Origin of the sequence: Blautia sp. OF09-25XD (genome assembly GCF_003482095.1) — a bacterium.
GTDB lineage: Bacteria > Bacillota > Clostridia > Lachnospirales > Lachnospiraceae > Fusicatenibacter > Fusicatenibacter saccharivorans.
The window spans coordinates 68,430-87,407 of sequence record NZ_QUMG01000008.1 but is presented as its reverse complement, the minus strand read 5'-3'; the positions used below and the strand labels follow the sequence as shown (position 1 = coordinate 87,407).

At 43.7% G+C, this 18,978-nt stretch carries 18 protein-coding genes and 1 pseudogene; 15 read left to right on the top strand and 4 right to left on the bottom strand.

The window, feature by feature from the left end:
- The first annotated feature begins 263 nt into the window (after nt 1-263).
- From DXA93_RS08580 to DXA93_RS08535, 9 genes are all read left to right on the top strand, one after another.
- Complete coding sequence (locus DXA93_RS08580) at nt 264-1,193, top strand: calcium/sodium antiporter (protein WP_117801807.1); 930 nt, start codon at nt 264-266, stop codon at nt 1,191-1,193.
- A 372-nt stretch (nt 1,194-1,565) separates the two neighbouring features.
- Nucleotides 1,566-1,931 (top strand): BlaI/MecI/CopY family transcriptional regulator, encoded by a 366-nt coding sequence (locus DXA93_RS08570; RefSeq protein WP_055226132.1) that lies wholly within the window; start codon nt 1,566-1,568, stop codon nt 1,929-1,931.
- A 29-nt stretch (nt 1,932-1,960) separates the two neighbouring features.
- The gene (locus tag DXA93_RS08565; protein WP_119208072.1) at nt 1,961-3,175 is read left to right on the top strand and encodes a M56 family metallopeptidase; all 1,215 of its coding nucleotides are present in this window, start codon (nt 1,961-1,963) and stop codon (nt 3,173-3,175) included.
- A 554-nt stretch (nt 3,176-3,729) separates the two neighbouring features.
- Nucleotides 3,730-4,461 (top strand): hypothetical protein, encoded by a 732-nt coding sequence (locus DXA93_RS08560; RefSeq protein ID WP_119208070.1) that lies wholly within the window; start codon nt 3,730-3,732, stop codon nt 4,459-4,461.
- On the top strand, nt 4,454-4,999 hold the full coding sequence (locus DXA93_RS08555) for a hypothetical protein (protein ID WP_119208068.1): 546 nt from the start codon (nt 4,454-4,456) through the stop codon (nt 4,997-4,999). The genes DXA93_RS08560 and DXA93_RS08555 overlap by 8 nt, the downstream gene beginning before the upstream one ends.
- Nucleotides 5,000-5,384: 385 nt before the next feature.
- Nucleotides 5,385-5,882, top strand: coding sequence for a family 43 glycosylhydrolase (locus tag DXA93_RS19735; RefSeq protein WP_330427302.1), 498 nt, complete (start codon nt 5,385-5,387; stop codon nt 5,880-5,882).
- On the top strand, nt 5,855-7,177 hold the full coding sequence (locus DXA93_RS08550) for a family 43 glycosylhydrolase (protein WP_330427301.1): 1,323 nt from the start codon (nt 5,855-5,857) through the stop codon (nt 7,175-7,177). Before DXA93_RS19735 ends, DXA93_RS08550 begins: the two co-directional genes overlap by 28 nt.
- Before the next feature lie 175 nt (nt 7,178-7,352).
- Entirely contained in the window at nt 7,353-7,547 is a 195-nt protein-coding gene (locus tag DXA93_RS08540; RefSeq protein WP_117804477.1) for an LPXTG cell wall anchor domain-containing protein, read from the top strand.
- Nucleotides 7,548-7,663: 116 nt separating this feature from the next.
- Nucleotides 7,664-9,235, top strand: a complete 1,572-nt coding sequence (locus DXA93_RS08535) for an AAA family ATPase (protein WP_117804476.1) — start codon at nt 7,664-7,666, stop codon at nt 9,233-9,235.
- Between the two features lie 64 nt (nt 9,236-9,299).
- Here the strand turns inward: DXA93_RS08535 and DXA93_RS08530 are convergent, their stop codons facing one another.
- Entirely contained in the window at nt 9,300-10,757 is a 1,458-nt protein-coding gene (locus DXA93_RS08530) for an alpha-L-fucosidase (protein ID WP_119208066.1), read from the bottom strand.
- A 505-nt stretch (nt 10,758-11,262) separates the two neighbouring features.
- Here DXA93_RS08530 and DXA93_RS08525 point away from each other — a divergent pair.
- The 3 genes from DXA93_RS08525 to DXA93_RS08515 all read left to right on the top strand — a co-directional run bounded on the left by DXA93_RS08525 (nt 11,263) and on the right by DXA93_RS08515 (nt 13,898).
- Entirely contained in the window at nt 11,263-12,255 is a 993-nt protein-coding gene (locus DXA93_RS08525) for an energy-coupling factor ABC transporter permease (RefSeq protein ID WP_118660273.1), read from the top strand.
- A gap of 21 nt (nt 12,256-12,276) precedes the next feature.
- Nucleotides 12,277-13,047, top strand: coding sequence for a cobalt ECF transporter T component CbiQ (gene cbiQ, locus DXA93_RS08520; RefSeq protein WP_117804473.1), 771 nt, complete (start codon nt 12,277-12,279; stop codon nt 13,045-13,047).
- Between the two features lie 110 nt (nt 13,048-13,157).
- A complete protein-coding gene (locus tag DXA93_RS08515; RefSeq protein ID WP_117804472.1) occupies nt 13,158-13,898 on the top strand; it encodes an energy-coupling factor ABC transporter ATP-binding protein in 741 nt (246 codons plus the stop codon).
- Nucleotides 13,899-14,108: 210 nt separating this feature from the next.
- Here the strand turns inward: DXA93_RS08515 and DXA93_RS08510 are convergent, their stop codons facing one another.
- A complete protein-coding gene (locus DXA93_RS08510) occupies nt 14,109-15,449 on the bottom strand; it encodes an MATE family efflux transporter (RefSeq protein WP_117804471.1) in 1,341 nt (446 codons plus the stop codon).
- A gap of 225 nt (nt 15,450-15,674) precedes the next feature.
- On the opposite strand from DXA93_RS08510, the gene DXA93_RS08505 reads away from it, so the two are divergent.
- From DXA93_RS08505 to DXA93_RS08495, 3 genes and pseudogenes are all read left to right on the top strand, one after another.
- On the top strand, nt 15,675-16,097 hold the full coding sequence (locus tag DXA93_RS08505) for a MarR family winged helix-turn-helix transcriptional regulator (protein WP_055226165.1): 423 nt from the start codon (nt 15,675-15,677) through the stop codon (nt 16,095-16,097).
- Between the two features lie 140 nt (nt 16,098-16,237).
- Nucleotides 16,238-16,998 (top strand): annotated as a pseudogene (locus DXA93_RS08500) (sulfite exporter TauE/SafE family protein).
- 129 nt (nt 16,999-17,127) lie between these two features.
- Nucleotides 17,128-17,799, top strand: coding sequence for a hypothetical protein (locus DXA93_RS08495; RefSeq protein ID WP_227093800.1), 672 nt, complete (start codon nt 17,128-17,130; stop codon nt 17,797-17,799).
- Between the two features lie 146 nt (nt 17,800-17,945).
- Here DXA93_RS08495 and DXA93_RS08490 read toward each other — a convergent pair whose 3' ends face one another.
- Both DXA93_RS08490 and DXA93_RS08485 read right to left on the bottom strand, forming a co-directional pair.
- A complete protein-coding gene (locus DXA93_RS08490) occupies nt 17,946-18,602 on the bottom strand; it encodes a DUF1648 domain-containing protein (RefSeq protein ID WP_117804470.1) in 657 nt (218 codons plus the stop codon).
- On the bottom strand, nt 18,599-18,868 hold the full coding sequence (locus DXA93_RS08485) for a metalloregulator ArsR/SmtB family transcription factor (protein ID WP_055226169.1): 270 nt from the start codon (nt 18,866-18,868) through the stop codon (nt 18,599-18,601). Before DXA93_RS08485 ends, DXA93_RS08490 begins: the two co-directional genes overlap by 4 nt.
- Between the last annotated feature and the right edge of the window lie 110 nt (nt 18,869-18,978).

The following is an 18,978-nucleotide window of genomic DNA, read 5'->3' as shown; positions in this document are numbered from 1 at the left end:
AGAATCAAAAGTGGCTGTAAAACATTTCCAGGAGCTGAGAAATAAAAAAACGTTGACGTAAAAAAAGAAATTTGATAAACTGGAAAAATAAAAGGGAGTAGCTAGCCAACCGTGTTCACTTCTTCGTCAGTACAGCTATTGACATTCAATAACTCGGAAAGTGATTAAATAGCGAGACTTTTACTGTAGATGCAGTAGGAGTCTCTTTTTTATGCCTATAACACCTGCTGCAAAGAATGCAAAAGAAAGAGAGGAAGATACGTATGATGTTACAGGCAGGGATTTTGATAGTGGGTTTCCTTTTTCTGGTAAAAGGAGCAGACTGGTTTGTGGAAGGGTCTGCAAGCATAGCAAGAAAGTTTGGAATTCCCCAGCTGATTATCGGACTTACCATTGTTGCAATGGGAACGAGTATGCCGGAGGCTGCTGTAAGTATTACCGCAGCGATGCAGCAGAACGCAGGAATTACGATAGGAAATGTGGTTGGAAGCAATATTTTGAATATTTTTATTATTCTCGGACTTACGGCATTAATAACAAATGTGGCAATACAAAGGTCTACCTTGTTTTATGAAATACCGTTTATGATGTTTGTTACGGTAGTTTTAATGATATGCGGAATGACAGGAGGAAAAGTAACGTTTGCCGAGGGCATAGTCTTATGGGCACTGTTTCTTGTATATCTTGGCTATTTGTTTGTAATGTCGAAAAAAGGGGAAAATCCGGAAGAGGAGGAAGCGAAAAATTATCCTGTCTGGAAATGTCTTCTTTTGATGGTGGCAGGCGGCGTCCTGGTTGTAAAAGGAAGTGATTTTGCCGTCAGCGGGGCAACCGAGATTGCCCGATACTTTGGAATGAGTGAGCGTTTTATCGGACTGACGATTGTTGCTCTCGGAACATCTCTTCCAGAGCTGGTAACATCTGTGACAGCGGCAAAAAGAGGAAATGCAGGGATTGCAATCGGAAATATTGTCGGAAGCAATATTTTTAACATTTTATTTGTAATTGGAACAGCCGCACTGATCTGTCCTGTGCCATTTGAAACTAAATTTATTGTAGACACAGGAATCGCAATTCTGGCAGGTCTGGTTTTATGGATTGGGACGTACAAGAATAGGGAATTACGGAAAACGTGTGGTGTCGTTATGCTTTTATGCTATGCAGGATATTTTGCATATTTATGTGTGGTATAGGATGAACCATTTTTGATGAAACCATTATTTAAGCACCGACCATTTGGCCGGTGCTTTTGAAGTGCATTCAAAGCTATGCGAAACGGAAGAAAAAATCAAGAATCATGCTAGAATCTAGTACATCGTTTTGTAAATAACTATACCAATCACGCAGGATGCAGATTCGAGTGTGCAGGTATAAAAATGTAGGCGTAGTGGGCTACGCCGAGGCTTTTATGCCTGTGCAATCAGATTTGCAGACAAGTGAGTGGTATAGTTATTTCGAAAACGATGTACTAGCTTCGGAAGGCGGAAAACAGTCCCAAAAAGTGCAACAATTTTCTGGAAAATATGCTATAATCTGATCAAAGTAGAGAAAAGCGGAGAGTAGAAATGAAAAAATTACCAGAATCAGAACAGGAAATTATGATGATTGTATGGGAATATGCGGAACCTGTCAGCCGATTTCAAATTGAAGAGAAATTGAATGTAGAGAAAAACATTGCACCGAGTACCATTTTAACATTGCTTACTCGTTTGGAAAAAAAAGGATTTATTCAAAAAGTGAGGAATGGGAAATCAAATCTTTATGTACCATTAGTAGAAAAAGAAAACTATATAGGCACAGTTGGAAAAAACATGTTAGATAAAATGTTTCAAGGGTCATTAGCAAAATTCGCATCGTCATTGTATGATGGAGAAAAACTTAGCTCAAAAGAGGTTAAGCAATTGCAGGAATTTATTGACAGACAAAAATAGAAAAAGTGGTGTAGAGGACATAGTTACAGATGGCATTTATCATAAAGTGGAATCTTTTCATAGGCATAGTCGCATTTATGGCATATGTTGTACAAAAAATAATGGGGAAAAGACTCGGTCATTACTGGAGAAAGGTAGTCTGGATACTTCTGACACTTAAAATGTGCTTTCCATTTTGGAGTGTGACAGAGAAATTTCGGCAACATCCTTTTATGATTTCTATGCCGGCATATTATATCGGGGAACAAAATCAAAAGACCGCGATCATGACGAAAATGGGAAACGTTTCAATTCGAAGGTGGATGTCAGGCGAAAAATTTTTGCTGTATATATGGATTGCAGGGATGATTTTATGTCTTTTGTTTCACGCAATACAATATAGAATATGGAAAAAAAGAATATTTGCAGAATGTAAAAAGATGCAAAAAAATTCCGTATTAGAAGCTCTAAAAAAAGCAAGCGAAGTTTGTAAAATAAAAAAAACAGAAATATGGGTCTGTGAAAATCAAGATTTTTATTCTCCTATGTTGTTTGGTGTACGAAATACAAAAGTATTGATTCCACAAGAAATGCTGGAAACGGAAAATTACTCCTATGAAGAATGGTATTTGATTTTTTTACATGAATTGACACATCAGAAAAAACACGATTTATGGTATAAAAGGTTTCTTCAAATTATAAGGGATGTTTATTGGTTTTGTATCCCAATGCTGTGGGTGCAAAAAATGGCAAATATAGATATCGAATGTGTCTGTGATGAGACTGTTACAAAACATATGAATCTGACGCAACGGAAAGATTATTGCAATGTTATTTTAAAAGTGGCTTCAAAACAAACGAAAAAAGAATTGTCTGGAGTTGTTTCAATGGTATCAGAAACAGAGATACTGAAAGAACGATTTTACAATGTGTTTTTAGCAAGAAAAAAACTTCGAATATACGTCACTGTTTTTCTTTTTGGAATAATTATTTTGAGTTTTTCGGAAATGCAAATAGCGCGACAAATATGGTCATCATCGCATATAGAAAATTGTCCCAAATGCAAAGCTGCGGTACAAGGAGAAGTGGTTTGGAATGCATGGGAAAATGAAAAAAATGTAGTATGTACACATCAATATGCATGGGGAGATGACTTACAGAAAGCCAGATATGGAGTAGAAAAAATCAGGTGTAATGAATGTGAAAATTTTTTTGAGATAAAGATCAGGCAAGAAAAAATAGTCTGCCATGGGTATAATGATTAATTAGACAAATGTAGAAAAAGATTGACAAAAAGTAGGAAGTATGGTATTTTTGTTATACAAATGTAGAACGTATGTTGACAGGTATAATAAATTTTTAAGGAGAAAAGTATGAAAGCGGTAAAGAAAAAATTTCCATTTTTCTAATGACCTTAATGTTGGCCAGTACATTTTCTGCCAATGTAACAAAAGCGGATGTTATCGAAAGTAAGAATATTTTTGCGTATGAAGAAATTATGCTGTATGCTGCAGTTTGCCCGAGATGTGGAGGAAGAATAACATCGTCAACCGTATGGGGAAGCTGGATAAGCAGTGGTACAGTTACATGTACCCATGGTCACGCATGGGGGACTGATTTGAAGCAGTATAGAACAGGAATAAAAACTACAAAATGTTTAAATTGTAATGCAGGAAATACTGCTAATGTGAAAGAAACAAGAACAATTTGTCACGGATATGATAATTAATGGTTAAAACACAAGGCTGTTGTATGATATGTAAAAAAACAGAAGTCATGCAATAGCCTTGTGCTATATAGAAACATAGGGGGTAGCATAATGATGGGAAAAAGGTTGAAAGAAATTTTTGGTTTGATTCTGATTAACATCACATTAGTCAGTGGGAGCTTAAATGCAGAAACGGTATATGCAGATACGCAAGCCAAGATTGAAATTGAGAAAACGGAAATGCCATTAAAAATTTGTGTTGATGAAGAAAATAAAAAAACGGTACTTCAAATAGTGGCAGCCTGGAAGAAAATATATAAAAATAATGGAGTGGAATTAATGGTAATCCCATCAGGGCAAAAGGCTTCGGAAGAAAAAGTACAGGAGATCCAGAATGAAATTACGACAGGAGAAGGGCCGGATGTATTTTTGGCAGAGGGGCCGAATCCGACCTGGAGTGAGCAAAGAGCAGTTGTTTTTGAGGACCCCAAAAAAGAAATGTATCAGGGAACCTTTCTTTCGTTGAAACCATACATGAAATATTTTGATATAGATATTTTAGAAGAGAGGATTTTGTCTGCAGGTATGGCTAATGAGGAACAAATACTGCTTCCTATGACATACGATTATTTTCTATATGCATTTACAACACAGGATTTACCGGAAAACACAGAAATATCAAGAAACTGGCTGGAATTAGCCAGACAAAAAGAAAAAGCAATTCAACAGATTGTAGGGCAAAGAAGTGGGGTTCAATTTTTTGATACATTTAGTGAGGTAGTTGATTATAAGAAAAAAACACTTCTATATTCGGAAGAGCAGATAAAAAAAAGTTTTGGATGAAACAGTAGCATTAAAAACAAGATCATTAGCTTTAAACTGGAAAATAAAAGATACAGGAGTAGTAAGTCTAAATGATTTGGAAGAACTTGGAGGTGAAAAAACAGTTCATACGGTATTTGCAATGCCGAATCAGGAAGGCGGATTCACTGCAAATGTTACACTTTATGCAGGAATTAATAAGAACACAAAGCAACCTTTAAAAGCAGTCTCCTTTTTACAAATGCTATACAGTGAAGAAGTTTTATCAGGAAAAGGAATAGAGTTAGAAGATAGAAGAGAGGCAAGCAATATAAGATTTCCGCAAGGGGTTTCTATTTACAAAAAGGAACTGGAAAAACGAATGCGGAGTCTTTCAAGACAAGATCAAAAACAAATCAAAACGATACAGGAAGAAGTAAAAACCGTTCGATTTTATTCGATATGGGACAGGGAACTTAATTCCTTACTATCTAAGTATGAGGCGCAGGAAGATGAAAAGCAAAAAGAGCATGTCTTTACAGAAACAATACAGAAATGGAAGGAAAAGATACAAAAATGACATAAAAAATCAGTTCTGTGGAGTGAGAGTTGCAAGAAACAGATTTTCCGGAATACTGTGGAACAGTCTGTAAATGAAATCGTTGTTCTATGATATTCAAGGGTGAGAGCTCAAAAAATAGGCTTTTCACCCTTGCTTTAGAGATCAGTTAATGATCTGCGCTGTTTAAATGCTAAGCAACATATATAAAGATGCATATCAAAGAGTATTATTTTTGACAGGAATTTGTCCAATACATGAGACAAAAAACAGTCCAAAAAGTGCAACAAAAAAGTCAAATCAGAACATTTCCTTTCCGCGCAGGATATGCTAAACTTTTTTTATAATGAGAAAAAAGGATGTACGAACAGGGGTTTTTACGTACGGTCCGGAAAGAGGAAACTTCATGAAAAAACAGTATTTCTGCAATCCATTAAACATGGATTACCGTTACCAGTTTATCGAGGATATGAGAAGCGGCGAGGACAAGATTTCCCGCGAGGCCGCCGATCCGTCGATGATTTTATTTCAGGGAAAATATTATATTTTTGCATCCATGACGTTGAGCGTCTGGGTTTCGGAGGATATGGTTCACTGGGAGAGCCACCGTCTGCCGGACAGCCTGCCGCTGTATGACTATGCGCCGGATGTGCGCGTGGTCGGCGATTACGTCTATTTCAGCGCATCCCGCCGCGGCACGATCTGTGATTTTTACCGCACAAAAGATATCCTGAACGGTCCGTTCGAGCGCATCCCGGGAACTTTCGATTTCTGGGATCCGAACCTGTTTCTCGATGATGATGGAAAACTCTATTTTTACTGGGGCTGCAACAACGTGACGCCGATCTGGGGCGCGAGCTCGACAAAGAGACAATGGTGCCGAAGACCGAGCGGATCGAGCTGATTTACGGAAATCCGGAAAGAATCGGATATGAGCGTGTGGGAGAAAACCATTCCAAAATGCCGCTCAGCGAAGAGGAAGCTGTAGAAAAATTTAAAGAATTTCTGAAAGCACAGGGAAAACCGGTCGATGAACTGACGGAGGAGCAGATTGGATTTGCCAAAATCATGTTCAGCCAGAGACCATTCATCGAGGGCGCATGGATGACGAAGCATGACGGAACCTATTACCTCCAGTATGCCGGCCCGGGAACGGAATACAACGTTTACGGTGACGGTGTTTACGAGAGTGATTCCCCGCTTGGCCCGTTCCGTCTGGCAAAGAACAATCCATATTCCTATAAACCGGGCGGATTCCTGCGCGGTGCAGGCCACGGTTCGACGATGGAAGACCGCTATGGAAACTGGTGGCACACCGCGACGATGCAGATCAGCAAAAACCACGATATGGAGCGCCGCGTCGGCATTTGGCGGGCTGGCTTCGACAAAGATGGTGTCCTGTTCTGCAATCAGCAGTTCGGCGACTGGCCGATGGCGGTGGAGCAGGCAAAAGAAGACCCGTGGGCAGAACCGGAGTGGTATCTCTTAAGCTATCAGAAAGCAATGACGGCATCGTCCTCGGAAGAAGGCAGAGAACCGTCGTTTGCGACAGATGAAAATATCCAGACCTGGTGGCGCGCAGCCGGAAATCAGCCGGGTGAGTGGATTTCGATGGATCTTGGTGAGGTAAAAGATGTCCGCGCCGTACAGATCAATTTTGCAGATGACAAAATCGATGCACCTCTGCCGGGCGAGCGTCAGGGGGAACGATATATCGACCCGAGCCAGCATAAGACCAGATGGCTCCTTGAGGCATCCGCCGATGGCACGAACTATTTTGTATTAGAAGACAAATCCAACGCAGAGACAAACCTGCCGCATGATTTCGTTGTAAAAGAAGAAGGCGTACAGATCCGCTATCTGAAACTCACCGTCTTTGAAGTACCGTACAGCCAGAATCCATGCGTTTCCGGTCTCCGCGTCTTCGGCCTTGGAAACGGCGAAAAACCAACCGAGCCGCAGTACCAGGCAGAGCGCGTTGGAACAATGGATATGCGCATCACCATCGAGCCGCAGGCAGATGCCGTCGGATACAACGTCCTCTGGGGATTTGCGCCGGATAAACTGTATCACAGCTGCATGACCTTTACGGCAGAGCAGAACATCGGTGCACTGGTAGAAGGGGAGACGGTGTATGTGAGAGTGGATGCATTTAATGAGAATGGAATTACCGAAGGAACGAAAGTCATCAAATTATAAAAACGATTCGAACATGGGAAGAATCCTCAGCAGCTGAGAACTACTGAGGGTTCTTTTCGTCTCCATATAATAATACCGAGGCATAAAACACCCCGTTCACGCACCGGAACTGCGCTGTTCCGTGGTATCGTTCGGCTGTGCTCTGCACCGATGAGGTTCCCGTTCCAAAGCCTTCGTGTTTGGTGGAAAGAAAGCATCTGTCTCACCAACCCTGTCTCCAACCAAGACCCCAGACAGCCAGACCGGAAAAGACAATCCATCCACCGGCGACCAGACCTCCCCGGGAAAATGGATCTTCGGTGTAATCGCATCAGGCATTGGAATCGCGGCGGCATACAGGAAAAAGAAAGAAGATAAGCAGGAATCATAAACATAAAATACCGGAACAATGTCAAAAGAAAATGATATTGTTTTGGTATTTTCTTGATAAAGTTCGTGTGGAAGAATATACTATAACTATTAAACAGGAGAAGGAGGAGCAGCAGATTGGGAACCTATTTTAATCCGGATGGGGAAGCGTTTCGAAAGATGATTCAGTCCGAAATTTATGTTGATAAAACAGGGCTGCTGAATTACACGAACAGCGTTCTGAATACGATGCAGGGATACTTATGCATCAGCAGACCGCGTCGTTTTGGAAAATCAATGGCTGCCAATATGCTGGCTGCCTATTACAGTCGTGAGAGCAGGGCGGAGGAACTGTTTTCGGGGTTTAAAATTTCCGAAAGTCCAGATTTTCAGAAGTACGCCAATCAATATAACACGATATTTCTGAATATGCAGGATTTCCTGAGCCAGAGCGGGAATGTCACGGAGATGATTGCATTGCTGCAGAAAAGCGTTCTGTGGGAGCTGCTGGGCGAGTATCCGGATTTTCGATATTTTGACGAGACCAACCTGGCACGGACAATGCAGGATGTGTATCAGCAGACGAAAATACCGTATGTAATCATTATCGATGAATGGGACTGCGTGTTCCGGGAATTTAAAACAGACCGGGAAGCGCAGGAAAAATATCTGGATTTTCTGCGGAATCTGATGAAGGACAAGAGCTATATTCATCTGGCATATATGACAGGAATCCTGCCGATTAAAAAATATGGAACGCATTCTGCTTTAAACATGTTTGATGAATTCTCCATGATCAGCCCGGGACCGCTGGCGGAATATGTAGGGTTTACGGAAGCGGAAGTGAAACAGCTCTGCGAAAAGTATCAGATGGATCTGGAAGAAGTCAAAAATTGGTACGACGGATATTCTTTCGAACAAGTGCCGTCTGTTTACAGCCCGCGATCTGTCGTAAACTGCATGCGCTTCCGCAAAATCGAAAATTACTGGAATCAGACGGAAACATTTGAAGCACTGCAGGTCTATATTGATCTCAACTTCGATGGCCTGAAAGACGACGTACTGAGCATGATCGCCGGCGAAACCGTACCAGTCAATACCGGCAGCTTCACAAACGATATGACGACGTTTCGGACAGAAGATGATGTGTTTACACTGCTGATTCATCTTGGTTATCTGGGATATGACGAGAAAAATAAATGTGTTTTCATTCCGAATGCGGAAGTGCGGGCGGAATATATCAACGCAGTCTCAGTTTCAGATTGGGGTGAGATTTCAAAAGCACTTAAAAACTCAGCAGACACCCTGCAGGCAATCTGGCAAATACGCCCGGAGCAGGTAGCAGAAGGAATCAAAGAGGCACATTTTGAGACGTCAATGCTTCAGTATAATGATGAAAATGCATTAAGTTATACCGTTTCCCTTGCACTTTATGCCGCAAGAAATTTCTATCAGGTATACCGGGAACTGCCGGGCGGAAAAGGATTCGCCGATCTGGTCTTTGTCCCGAGAAAAAAATTCGCAGATAAACCAGCATTGGTTGTAGAACTGAAATGGGATAAATCAGCAGAAGGTGCGATTCAGCAGATCAAGAAAAAAGAATACTGCCGAAGCCTGGAAGAATACCAGGGAAATTTGCTGCTCGTGGCGGTTAATTATGATAAGGCTACGAAAGAGCATGAATGCAGGATAGAAAGATATCAAAAGTAGAATATTGGGAAATTATTGAAGCCCCAGAGTACACAAAAATAAGTGTCTATGGGGCTTCTGTCGTTTATTTCGCTTTCTTCATCTCAAACACCAGCGCAATCGGTGCTGAGCCTCTTCGGTATCCTGCCGGAACGGTGATGCAAAGTCCGCTTTCCACTTCTCTGAAAGCAACCGTTTCCCCATTCTCCACCATGCAGATCTCCGAAATCTTCTCTTCTGTATACGGCACGAAAATCTCAGCCTCTACCGATTCCTGCACCGTCGGATACAGCCGGAATACATACACGGAGTCACCCTTCTGTGTGAACGAAAGGTTTCCGCTCTGGTACGGTGCGCAGATGCGGGTTCCGTAGATGGCGTCGCCGTATGTTTTCATCCACTGTCCAAAGCCGTTCAGGCTGTCCCAGGCGTCGACCGGGATACGGCCGTCTGGCTGCGGGCTGACGTTCAGTGCCATGTTTCCGCCTTTGGCAACGATGTTGACAAGCAGGCCGACAAGTTCACGTGGAGATTTGTAGTGATCGCCGTATTCGTACGTAAAGTCTACGCCGAGTGTCAGGCAGCTCTCCCACGGAACACCGAGCGGCTCTTCCGGAATGCAGAGCTCCGGGGTAACGTAGTTCTCATAAGCGCCGCCGATCGTACGGTCAACGGAGAGAACCCATGGCTGAATCTTACGCGCTTCGTCAACGATGTCGCCAAGATCAATATCCTGTCCGTTATGCTCGCACACCCAGCCGGCATCGAACCAGAGAATATCCAGCTTGCCGTAATTCTCGCAGAGCTCCAGCACCTGATTCTTTGTATATTCTTTAAAACGGTTCCACACTTCCGGGTACTCCTTCGGATCGTAGGATGGTCCGCGGGATGTCATGCCGTCTTTTCTAAGCTCCTCATTCCAGTAGTCCGGGCAGTGCCAGTCTGCTTTGGAAAAGTAAGCGCCGATGCCGATGCCTTTCTCACGGAATGCATCAAACATGGATTTCACGATATCCGCATTCTTGTGCTCATGGAACGGGCAGTCCTCTGCGGTTGTCTTATAATCGGTATATTTCGTATCCCAGAGGCAGAATCCGTCGTGATGCTTTGTGGTCAGAATCAGATAGCGGAACCCGCAGTCCTCTGCCATCTGTGCCCACTCCTCCGGCTGGAAGCGGACTGGGTTGAACGAACGGTTCAGATTAAAATACTGTTTTTTGAACGTTTCTCCGTCTGCCCAGTTTACCTGGTGGCGGGACCAGTCAGAATCCTTGTCACTTAATGCCCAGGAAGCAACCATACCCGGCTGGCAGTACAGACCGAAATGCATCATCAGTGCCAGTTTTTGGTCCTGGAACCACTCAAGCTGCTGCAGAATGGCCGGATCGGTCGGACGCACATACGTTTCAGCGGCGCTGTAGTTGTGAACACCCTGGGAAACAATTTCCTGTTCCGGATCAGCGGGTGCTTCATTGCTCCGGATATCAATGGTCGGTTCTGGTGTTCTGTTTTGATCTTCGTGTTCTAAGTTCTCTGTGCTCATAAGAGAGTCTCCTTCTCATCAAGATAAAATTCACACCAATACTCGAAAATACAGCCAGAACCCGTAAAGAACCGGTTTTGGCACTACAATTAAGAAAGAATCCTGCTTTATGGGATTCTTTGGCTGCAGCGGGTTGAAAAAGCGACATAATTCCTCGCTTCCGCAGTGCGATCCTGCCCGGAGGGCTTTTTTCTATAGAAAAAACCGCGGCGACCCGATGACGTGCAGGCGGCCGCGGATCGGACAGGAATCCTGTCCTCGAGATAGTGTGTGTACGGACTCCCGACACCGGGGTATCCGTCTGTGTTGTCTATAGAATACCATATAAATGTTAAAAAGTCACCCTTTAATTTTAAACAAAATGTTCATAAAAAATCGGTAAAAGTGAACAAAAAGGATCGTGGAAAAATCTGAAAAAATAACCCCCACGGGGGCTTGCAGGACGAATTTTAGCGTAGTAAAGTAAAAAAAGAAAAAAACAGAAAACGAAAAGGAGGAGAACATTATGCATATGGCTGATGCGCTGGTTGCGCCTGCAGTGGCTGCAACAATGTATGTCTGTTCCGGCGGAGCAGCTGGTTTTTCTGTAAAAAAAGTACGCCTGGAGAGCGACCCGAAAAAGATCCCAGTGATGGGAGTGATGGGTGCGTTTGTCTTTGCGGCGCAGATGATTAACTTTACAATTCCGGGCACAGGATCGAGTGGTCATCTCTGCGGAGGGATGATGCTGACTGCATTACTCGGACCGTACGCCGCATTTTTAACAATGATCGGTGTGCTGCTGATCCAGTGTCTGCTGTTTGCGGACGGCGGTCTTCTGGCGCTTGGGTGCAACATCTGGAATATGGCGTTTTATGGGTGCTTTCTCGGCTATTTCCTGTTCTGGTGTCCGATGATGAAAAAGGGAATGTCGCGCGGAAAGATTGTAGGTGCTTCCATCCTTGGGTGCGTGGTGACGCTGCAGCTTGGTGCTTTCAGTGTGGCGCTGGAAACACTTGCATCCGGTATTACGGATCTGCCGTTTTCTGTATTTGTGGCAACAATGCAGCCGATTCATCTCGCGATTGGTCTTGTAGAAGGCCTGATTACAGCGGCCGTTCTGCTGTTCGTCTATGAAGCGCGTCCGGAGATGCTTTCGTGCAGCGAAGAAAGGGCAAAGAGCCGCTTTTCTTTCAAGAAGACAATTGCGATTTTAGGCATCGCAGCACTGGTGATCGGCGGAGCTGTTTCTCTTGCGGCATCCTCCAATCCGGATGGACTTGAGTGGTCCATGGAGCGTCTGACTGGCTCGACGGAACTGGAAAACGACGGAACCGGCGCACATGCAACGGCGGAAGAAATTCAGGAAAAAACGGCACTTCTGCCGGACTATGGATTTAAAAATTCCGATTCCACATTTGGAACCAGCTTTTCCGGAATTGCGGGATCCGCAGTCGTTCTTGTTGTCTGTGTCGGTGCATGCTATGCATTCCGCTTCTTTAAAAAGAAAAAGTCATAAGCTGCACGGAACAGGAGAAAAATGAATAAACTTGGCAATGCATTATATGAAATTCATCATATGGACATGCTTGCGGCGAAAGACCAGTGGGTGAACAAAATTCATCCACTGGTTAAACTCGTTTTGACGATTGTTTTTCTGACCGTAACGATGTCCTTTCCAAAGTACGATCTGACCGGCCTGCTGCGCATGGGAATTTATCCGATTGTGCTCTTTATTGTCGGCGAAATTTCGTTAAGCGACAGCATCCGGCGGCTTCGGATTGTTCTGCCGCTTGTCTGCTTTGTGGGGCTGTTTAATCCGATTTTTGACCGTCAGGTAATCGGGTATATTGGTACCGTTCCGCTGACAGCAGGGATGCTTTCCATGGTGACGCTGATGATCAAAGGCATTTACAGCGTACTGGCGGCGTATCTTCTGATTGCGACAACATCCATCGAAAAAATCTGTTATGCACTGCGTCTGCTTCACATCCCTGCCATTCTGGTGACACAGGTGCTGCTGACGTACCGCTATGTTACAGTGCTTCTCGAGGAGGCAAACCGCATGACCCAGGCGTACAGTCTGCGCGCGCCGAATCAGAAGGGTGTTCAGTTCAAGGTATGGGGAACACTGGCCGGCCAGCTGCTTCTGCGCAGCATGGACCGCGCAAATGAGGTGTATGAAAGCATGACTTTGCGCGGCTATCGGGGAGAATTTTACTATACAGCGAAGGAGCCGTGCAAAGCGAAGGACTGGCTGTATCTGGGTGTGTGGCTTGCACTTTTTGCCGTGCTGAAGGTAACGGGATGAAATGCTATGTGGGGAGACATCTATTTGCAACGAGTCGGAAGATGTAGAAAAGCAACCCGGTGCAGTGGCCTGCATGCGGAAGAGGAAAGAATTGTCGGGAGATATCAAAAATGAGCCATATTCACATCAATTTTGAACATGTTAATTATTCTTACGAAAAAACAGTCCCGATTCTGCAGGATATCACATTTACTGCACACGAGAATGACAGCATCGGGCTGATTGGAGCGAATGGTGTCGGGAAATCCACGCTGCTGAAATTGCTGGTCGGGCTGAATCCGGATTACGAAGGCAGTATCCGTGTAGAGGAGATGCCGGTTGTAAAGGAGATGCTTCCGAAGGTGCGCGAGAAAATAGGCTACGTCTTTCAGGATTCGGACAGTCAGCTGTTTATGTCGACGGTATTCGAGGACGTGGCATTTGCACCACGCAATTACGGACTGCTGGAAACAGAAGTGGAACAGCGTGTCAGCCATGCATTGGAACAGATTCATATCGGGCATTTACGGGATAAGCAGATTTATAAGCTGTCGGGCGGTGAGAAAAAGATGGCATCGATCGCCACGATCCTCGCAATGACACCGGATATCATTCTGATGGATGAACCATCGATTGCACTCGATCCAAAAAACCGTAGAACGTTAATTCATATACTGAACGATTTTGAACATCTGAAAATCATCGCATCGCATGATCTTGATATGATTCTGGAAACCTGCAATCGCGTGATTCTGATGGCCGGTGGACGGATTGTCTGCGACGGGGATACGAAAGAAATATTGACAAACAAAGAGCTTCTTGAGGCAAACGGACTGGAACTGCCGTTCTGCCTGCAGAAGCCGGTGTGGTAGAAAAGGCCGAAAAAAACAAAAGAAAACAACACCCGGGGATATCTGAAATCAAAAAATCAGATATTCCCGGTTGTTGTTTTTAAAAAGAATCCGAAGGTCGAATCGGGATTCGGATTTCTGTTACAAATTTTTCTGGATCGCTTGTCATTCCGTTGTCAATTAAGGTGATTTCCTGCGATCGTCTGTCATAAAGATATCTCCAAAGAAAATTTATACAGCAGTACGAATCGGTTTCTTCTTTAAGTACCGAAACACCAGCAGGCAGAGGATAATAGAGGTCAGAGATCCACATGCCGTTGTAATGCCCATCGGGAACAGCGTGTCCGGGAACCAGATGGAAGTCAGATACACACCGGGGATTCTAACAAGCAGAATGGCAATGATATTGTGCAGGAAGGAAAATTCCGACCGTCCGCAGGCACAGAAATAGCCGCTGAAGGTGAAGTGGACTCCAGCAAAAATGCAGTCCCAGATATAACCGCGGATATACTGACCGCCGAGGCGTGCAACCTCCGCATCTGTTGTGAAAAGACCGACCACAGGAACGGAAATAAACTGAATCGTAATAGCGACGATCAGTCCGAAAACGACAGCAATCAGTGCAGCACACCACATGGTCTGTTCGGCACGCTTCTGCTTTCCAGCACCGATGTTCTGCGCGCCGAGCGCCGAAACAGTGGAAAGCATGGAAGATGGAATCAGGAACAGGAAGCTGATGATTTTCTCTACAATACCGACTGCAGCCGCTGCTTCCAGACCGCGCCGGTTAGCGATGATGGTAATGATGATAAAGGCGATCTGAATAAAACCATCCTGCAGGGCGATCGGAACACCGATTTTAAGAATCTGTCCCATCACAGCTGTCTGAGGGGAGAGATCCGACCGGGTAAGACGGATGCCAGTATCACGTTTGCGGATCGCAATCAGTGCCAGAATGACGCTGAGTGTCTGGGAAAGCGTGGTTCCAAGCGCGGCACCGGATGGACCAAGATGCAGGGCGCCCATAAAGAGATAGTCGAGTGCGATATTGGCCGCACATGCGACTGCGATGAAGTACATCGGGCTTTTCGAATCACCAAGTCCACGGAAGATGGAACTGATGATATTATACGCGGTGATGAATGGAATACCAATGAAACAGATCGTCAGATAAGCGACGGTGCCGGAAACGGCTTCGGATGGTGTGGACATCACAAGTACGATCGGCTTTACCAGAAGAAGCAGGATTACCATCAGCACGACGGAAACACCGAGAAATAAAGTGATGGTATTTCCTGTGCAGCGTGATGCCTGCTTTTTATCTTTTGCGCCGACGGCCTGCGCGATGCTGACAGTCGTTCCCATGGCAAGTCCCACGATGATAACGGTAATCATATGCATAACCTGACTGCCGATGGAAACGGCTGTTGTACCGGCCGCACCGTCAAACTGACCGATGATGAAAAGATCTGCCATGCCGTAGAGCGTCTGCAGAAAATACGATAAGAGATAAGGCAGCGAAAAATAGAAAATATTTTTCCAGATACTGCCGGTTGTTAAGTTTCGTTCCATGATAGGGAAACCTCCTGTTGTAGAATGTTACGATTATAGTAAACCCTACAATAATTATAGAGTCAAGAATATAATTTTCTGCACTTTATAAAAATACTTTAGATTTATAAGTTCGAACGTTTTCCGTGTACACTCCTTGACAAATGTTCAAAAAAGAACTATTATACAAAAAAGTTCAAAATAGAACAAATAAGAATATCAAGTTAAAAAAGAAGGTGAAAAAGTATGTTTGATGAACAATGGCAATTTGCAGTGGAGGTAGAACGAAAATACAACCAGTACCGAAAAAAGGTCATGGTGCGTTATGATCTGTCAGCTGCGGAAGTGGATGTTCTGCTGTTTCTTGCGAATAACAGCCAGTTTGATCTTGCAGTGGATATTGTGCGTGTGCGGAAAATGCAGAAATCGCATGTTTCACTGGCAGTGAACAAGCTGTGTGAAAAAGGATACATTCAAAAAGAAACAGATGCGGCGGATCGCAAGAAAGTGCATTTGAAGCTAGAAGAAAGTGCATCAGAAATTATCCGCTTTGGACAGGATTGCCAGAGAGCGTTTGGAGAATCGTTGTTTTCCGGAATTTCCAGAGAAGACAGGGAAGAATTTCTCAGATTATGCGAGCTGATTCGGAGGAACGTGACGGAAAAATAAAAACGCTGAAAGCCAGAGAGAAGAACATAATAGAAAAATAAGACAAAACAAAAACAGAAAGAGGAGGAAAACAGTCATCTGCCCCTAAATGGCAAAGTACAGGAAAAGTGCAACGGATCTAAGCGGATGACAGAAAAACTATGACAATAACACAACTTATCGTATGTATTGTGGCTGGTCTTGGCGCCGGCCTTGGCACGGGACTTGCGGGACTCTCCGCAGCGGCCGTTGTTTCACCGATGCTGATTACCTTTTTACACATGCCGGCTTATCAGGCGATTGGCATTGCGCTGGCATCGGATGTGCTGGCATCAGGAGTAAGTGCCTGGACTTATAAAAAGAATAAAAACATTGATATCCGCCACGGCGTGATTATGCTGATATCTGTTCTGATTTTTACACTGGTCGGCAGCTTCGTATCTTCGCTTGTGCCAAATGGAACCATGGGCGGATTTTCGAAAGTGATGACACTGTTTGTCGGACTGAAATTTATCATCCGTCCGATCATGACGACGAAAGAAGTACAGGCAAACAAATCAGAAAAACAGAAAATCCAGCAGTCGATTCTCTGCGGTGTTGTGATTGGATTTATCTGTGGATTTGTCGGAGCAGGCGGTGGCATGATGCTGCTTCTGGTGCTGACAAGCGTGCTCGGATATGAGCTGAAAACAGCAGTTGGAACGAGCGTCTTTATTATGACCTTTACAGCTCTGACCGGTGCAATCTCTCATTTTTATATCGGCGCGCGCCGGACATTCCAATTCTGATTGCCTGTGTCATCAGTACCCTGGTCTTTGCACAGATTGGAGCGAAATGGGCCAACGGGGCAAATGTGAAAATGTTGAACCGCGTGACGGGAATTTTGCTTTGTGCGCTGGGAGTGGTGATGTTGTTTTTCTAACTACGTCAGAAAGTGTTTGATAAGAACAGCGTGTATCTCCCCACAAAAAAGATAGGTAAGAACAATCCCAAGGCTGCCGAAATCGAAGCAGATAACACCGCAAGGCAGGAATGGAACAGAACAGCGGATTTGGCTCTCATATCGGGCATTGAAGAAGCAAAGATACTGGAAATCAAGCAGACCGAAATCCACGACAAAGCCGGTCAGTCCATCCGTGAAAACGGTTGGCTTCCAAACCTGTTCCGAGGTATCGTAGGCAAGGCAAAGGAATTTCTGCAAGCCATCATCCGTGAAAAGGATATGCCACCCAAGCCAGTCCTCAATATGGATATGGACGAGTTCCGCACAATGCAGACCCTTATGCTAAAGGTACAGAAACAGGCGAAAGCAATCAAGAAGATACAGGAGGTCACACTCCCGAATCTGCGACAGCAGCTTGCGGAAACAACGGGTATTTTCAAGGGTAAGGAACGAAAAGCTCTGGAAAAACAGATACAGCAGATCGAAGCCGAACTTGATGAAAAACTGGATAAACTCCCCGATATTCTGACCGATGACGGTTATCCTGATGTACAGGCATTTATGAAAACTTACCGCAAAGCAGAGGCTATTGTGACACAGTATAACCAAGACCTTGCAGAATGGGAGCAGGCAGTTAAGAACGGACAGAAACCTGCCGAGAAACAGCACAGACCGCCCGAAAGACAAAGTGTGCGAAACAGGCTCAGACAGCTTCAGGAAGAGGGGAAACAGAACTCTCAGCCGAAGCAGAGAAAGAAATCCCAAGACAGGGACAGATAATCACGACATAGGAAACATCACCGCAGGGCGACCTGCCTTGCGGTCTTACATATATTTTGACAGTAGAACACCCTGCAAGATTTTTACATTTTGCAGGGTGTTTGATAAATACATATAAAAGTTTTCAATAAACACGTATTACTATATCAATATTTTTTGGATAATGTGTAGGTATAGTAGGTGTCAATAATCAAAAGAATTGCTACGATGCCCATTGTCCACCAGAAACAAGAAAAGCCTTTCGTTAAAAAGCATACTATGATTATAATAACCCCGCCTACAATAAATGAAATACCGCCAAAGCGTTGGCTTTTTTTCCACGTTGTTTCATTTTTCATACTCCATACTGTTCTCAGTCCTGCGATTGAGTTCATTCGTAGTTTTGGCATAATATTGCCTAATATAATCATTGCAACACCAAGCAGTCCAAATAAAAGTTGATTAATATCAAGTGCAATTGAAGAAAGATTTTCAATCGAATTGAAATCAGCATACAAGAAATAACCTGTCATAGCGTTAAAAAGTGTAAGAGATACAATTCCTGCCACAATACATACATTTTCGTTGTTACTCCCATTTTCTTCTTGTTTTGAAGAGAATTTAGCCATACCAAGCATAAAGTAGCCAAATAAAACTGTGATCACAGGGAAAATTAATGTTTCGTATTTACTGCCCCAACGTGTTACTTGATTATTAAAATCATAATGAGCTGGAATTCGCTCTGGTAAGAAATGTAAGGCAATCAAAACAACTATCAATGGCAAAAACATAAGACTATAAAAAATGATTTTTTTCTTTTTCATTGTTGACCTCCACGTAATTTACTTATCCACATAATTGTTTCATCAAGGATAGACAAATTTAATTCATAGTAAATAAAATTTTTATATCGAGTTTCGTAAATCAAGTCTGCCTTTTTTAGCTTTGATAAATGATAGGACAATGCCTGTGGTGTCATATCCAATGCGATAGCTAAATCGCCTGAGCTTATTTTTCCTTCCTGTAACTTTAGCAGAATTTTTCGACGAGTATCGTCTGCTAAAGCAGCTAACACTTCATTTATAGCCAATCTTCCACGCCCTAATCTATTTCAAATAATTTTTAAATAGATTATATCAGTTTAGCATTTGTTTTTCAATGGCTATTTCAAAATATTTTTAAATAGCAAAACAAGAAATA

What these genes read in the sequence shown, in the direction of transcription:
- DXA93_RS08580 (WP_117801807.1), top strand. Translation starts at nt 264, where the DNA reads ATGATGTTACAGGCAGGGATTTTGATAGTGGGTTTCCTTTTTCTGGTA.
- DXA93_RS08570 (WP_055226132.1), top strand. Translation starts at nt 1,566, where the DNA reads ATGAAAAAATTACCAGAATCAGAACAGGAAATTATGATGATTGTATGG.
- DXA93_RS08565 (WP_119208072.1), top strand. Translation starts at nt 1,961, where the DNA reads ATGGCATTTATCATAAAGTGGAATCTTTTCATAGGCATAGTCGCATTT.
- DXA93_RS08560 (WP_119208070.1), top strand. Translation starts at nt 3,730, where the DNA reads ATGATGGGAAAAAGGTTGAAAGAAATTTTTGGTTTGATTCTGATTAAC.
- DXA93_RS19735 (WP_330427302.1), top strand. Translation starts at nt 5,385, where the DNA reads ATGAAAAAACAGTATTTCTGCAATCCATTAAACATGGATTACCGTTAC.
- DXA93_RS08530 (WP_119208066.1), bottom strand. Translation starts at nt 10,757, where the DNA reads ATGAGCACAGAGAACTTAGAACACGAAGATCAAAACAGAACACCAGAA.
- DXA93_RS08525 (WP_118660273.1), top strand. Translation starts at nt 11,263, where the DNA reads ATGCATATGGCTGATGCGCTGGTTGCGCCTGCAGTGGCTGCAACAATG.
- cbiQ (WP_117804473.1), top strand. Translation starts at nt 12,277, where the DNA reads ATGAATAAACTTGGCAATGCATTATATGAAATTCATCATATGGACATG.
- DXA93_RS08515 (WP_117804472.1), top strand. Translation starts at nt 13,158, where the DNA reads ATGAGCCATATTCACATCAATTTTGAACATGTTAATTATTCTTACGAA.
- DXA93_RS08510 (WP_117804471.1), bottom strand. Translation starts at nt 15,449, where the DNA reads ATGGAACGAAACTTAACAACCGGCAGTATCTGGAAAAATATTTTCTAT.
- DXA93_RS08505 (WP_055226165.1), top strand. Translation starts at nt 15,675, where the DNA reads ATGTTTGATGAACAATGGCAATTTGCAGTGGAGGTAGAACGAAAATAC.
- DXA93_RS08490 (WP_117804470.1), bottom strand. Translation starts at nt 18,602, where the DNA reads ATGAAAAAGAAAAAAATCATTTTTTATAGTCTTATGTTTTTGCCATTG.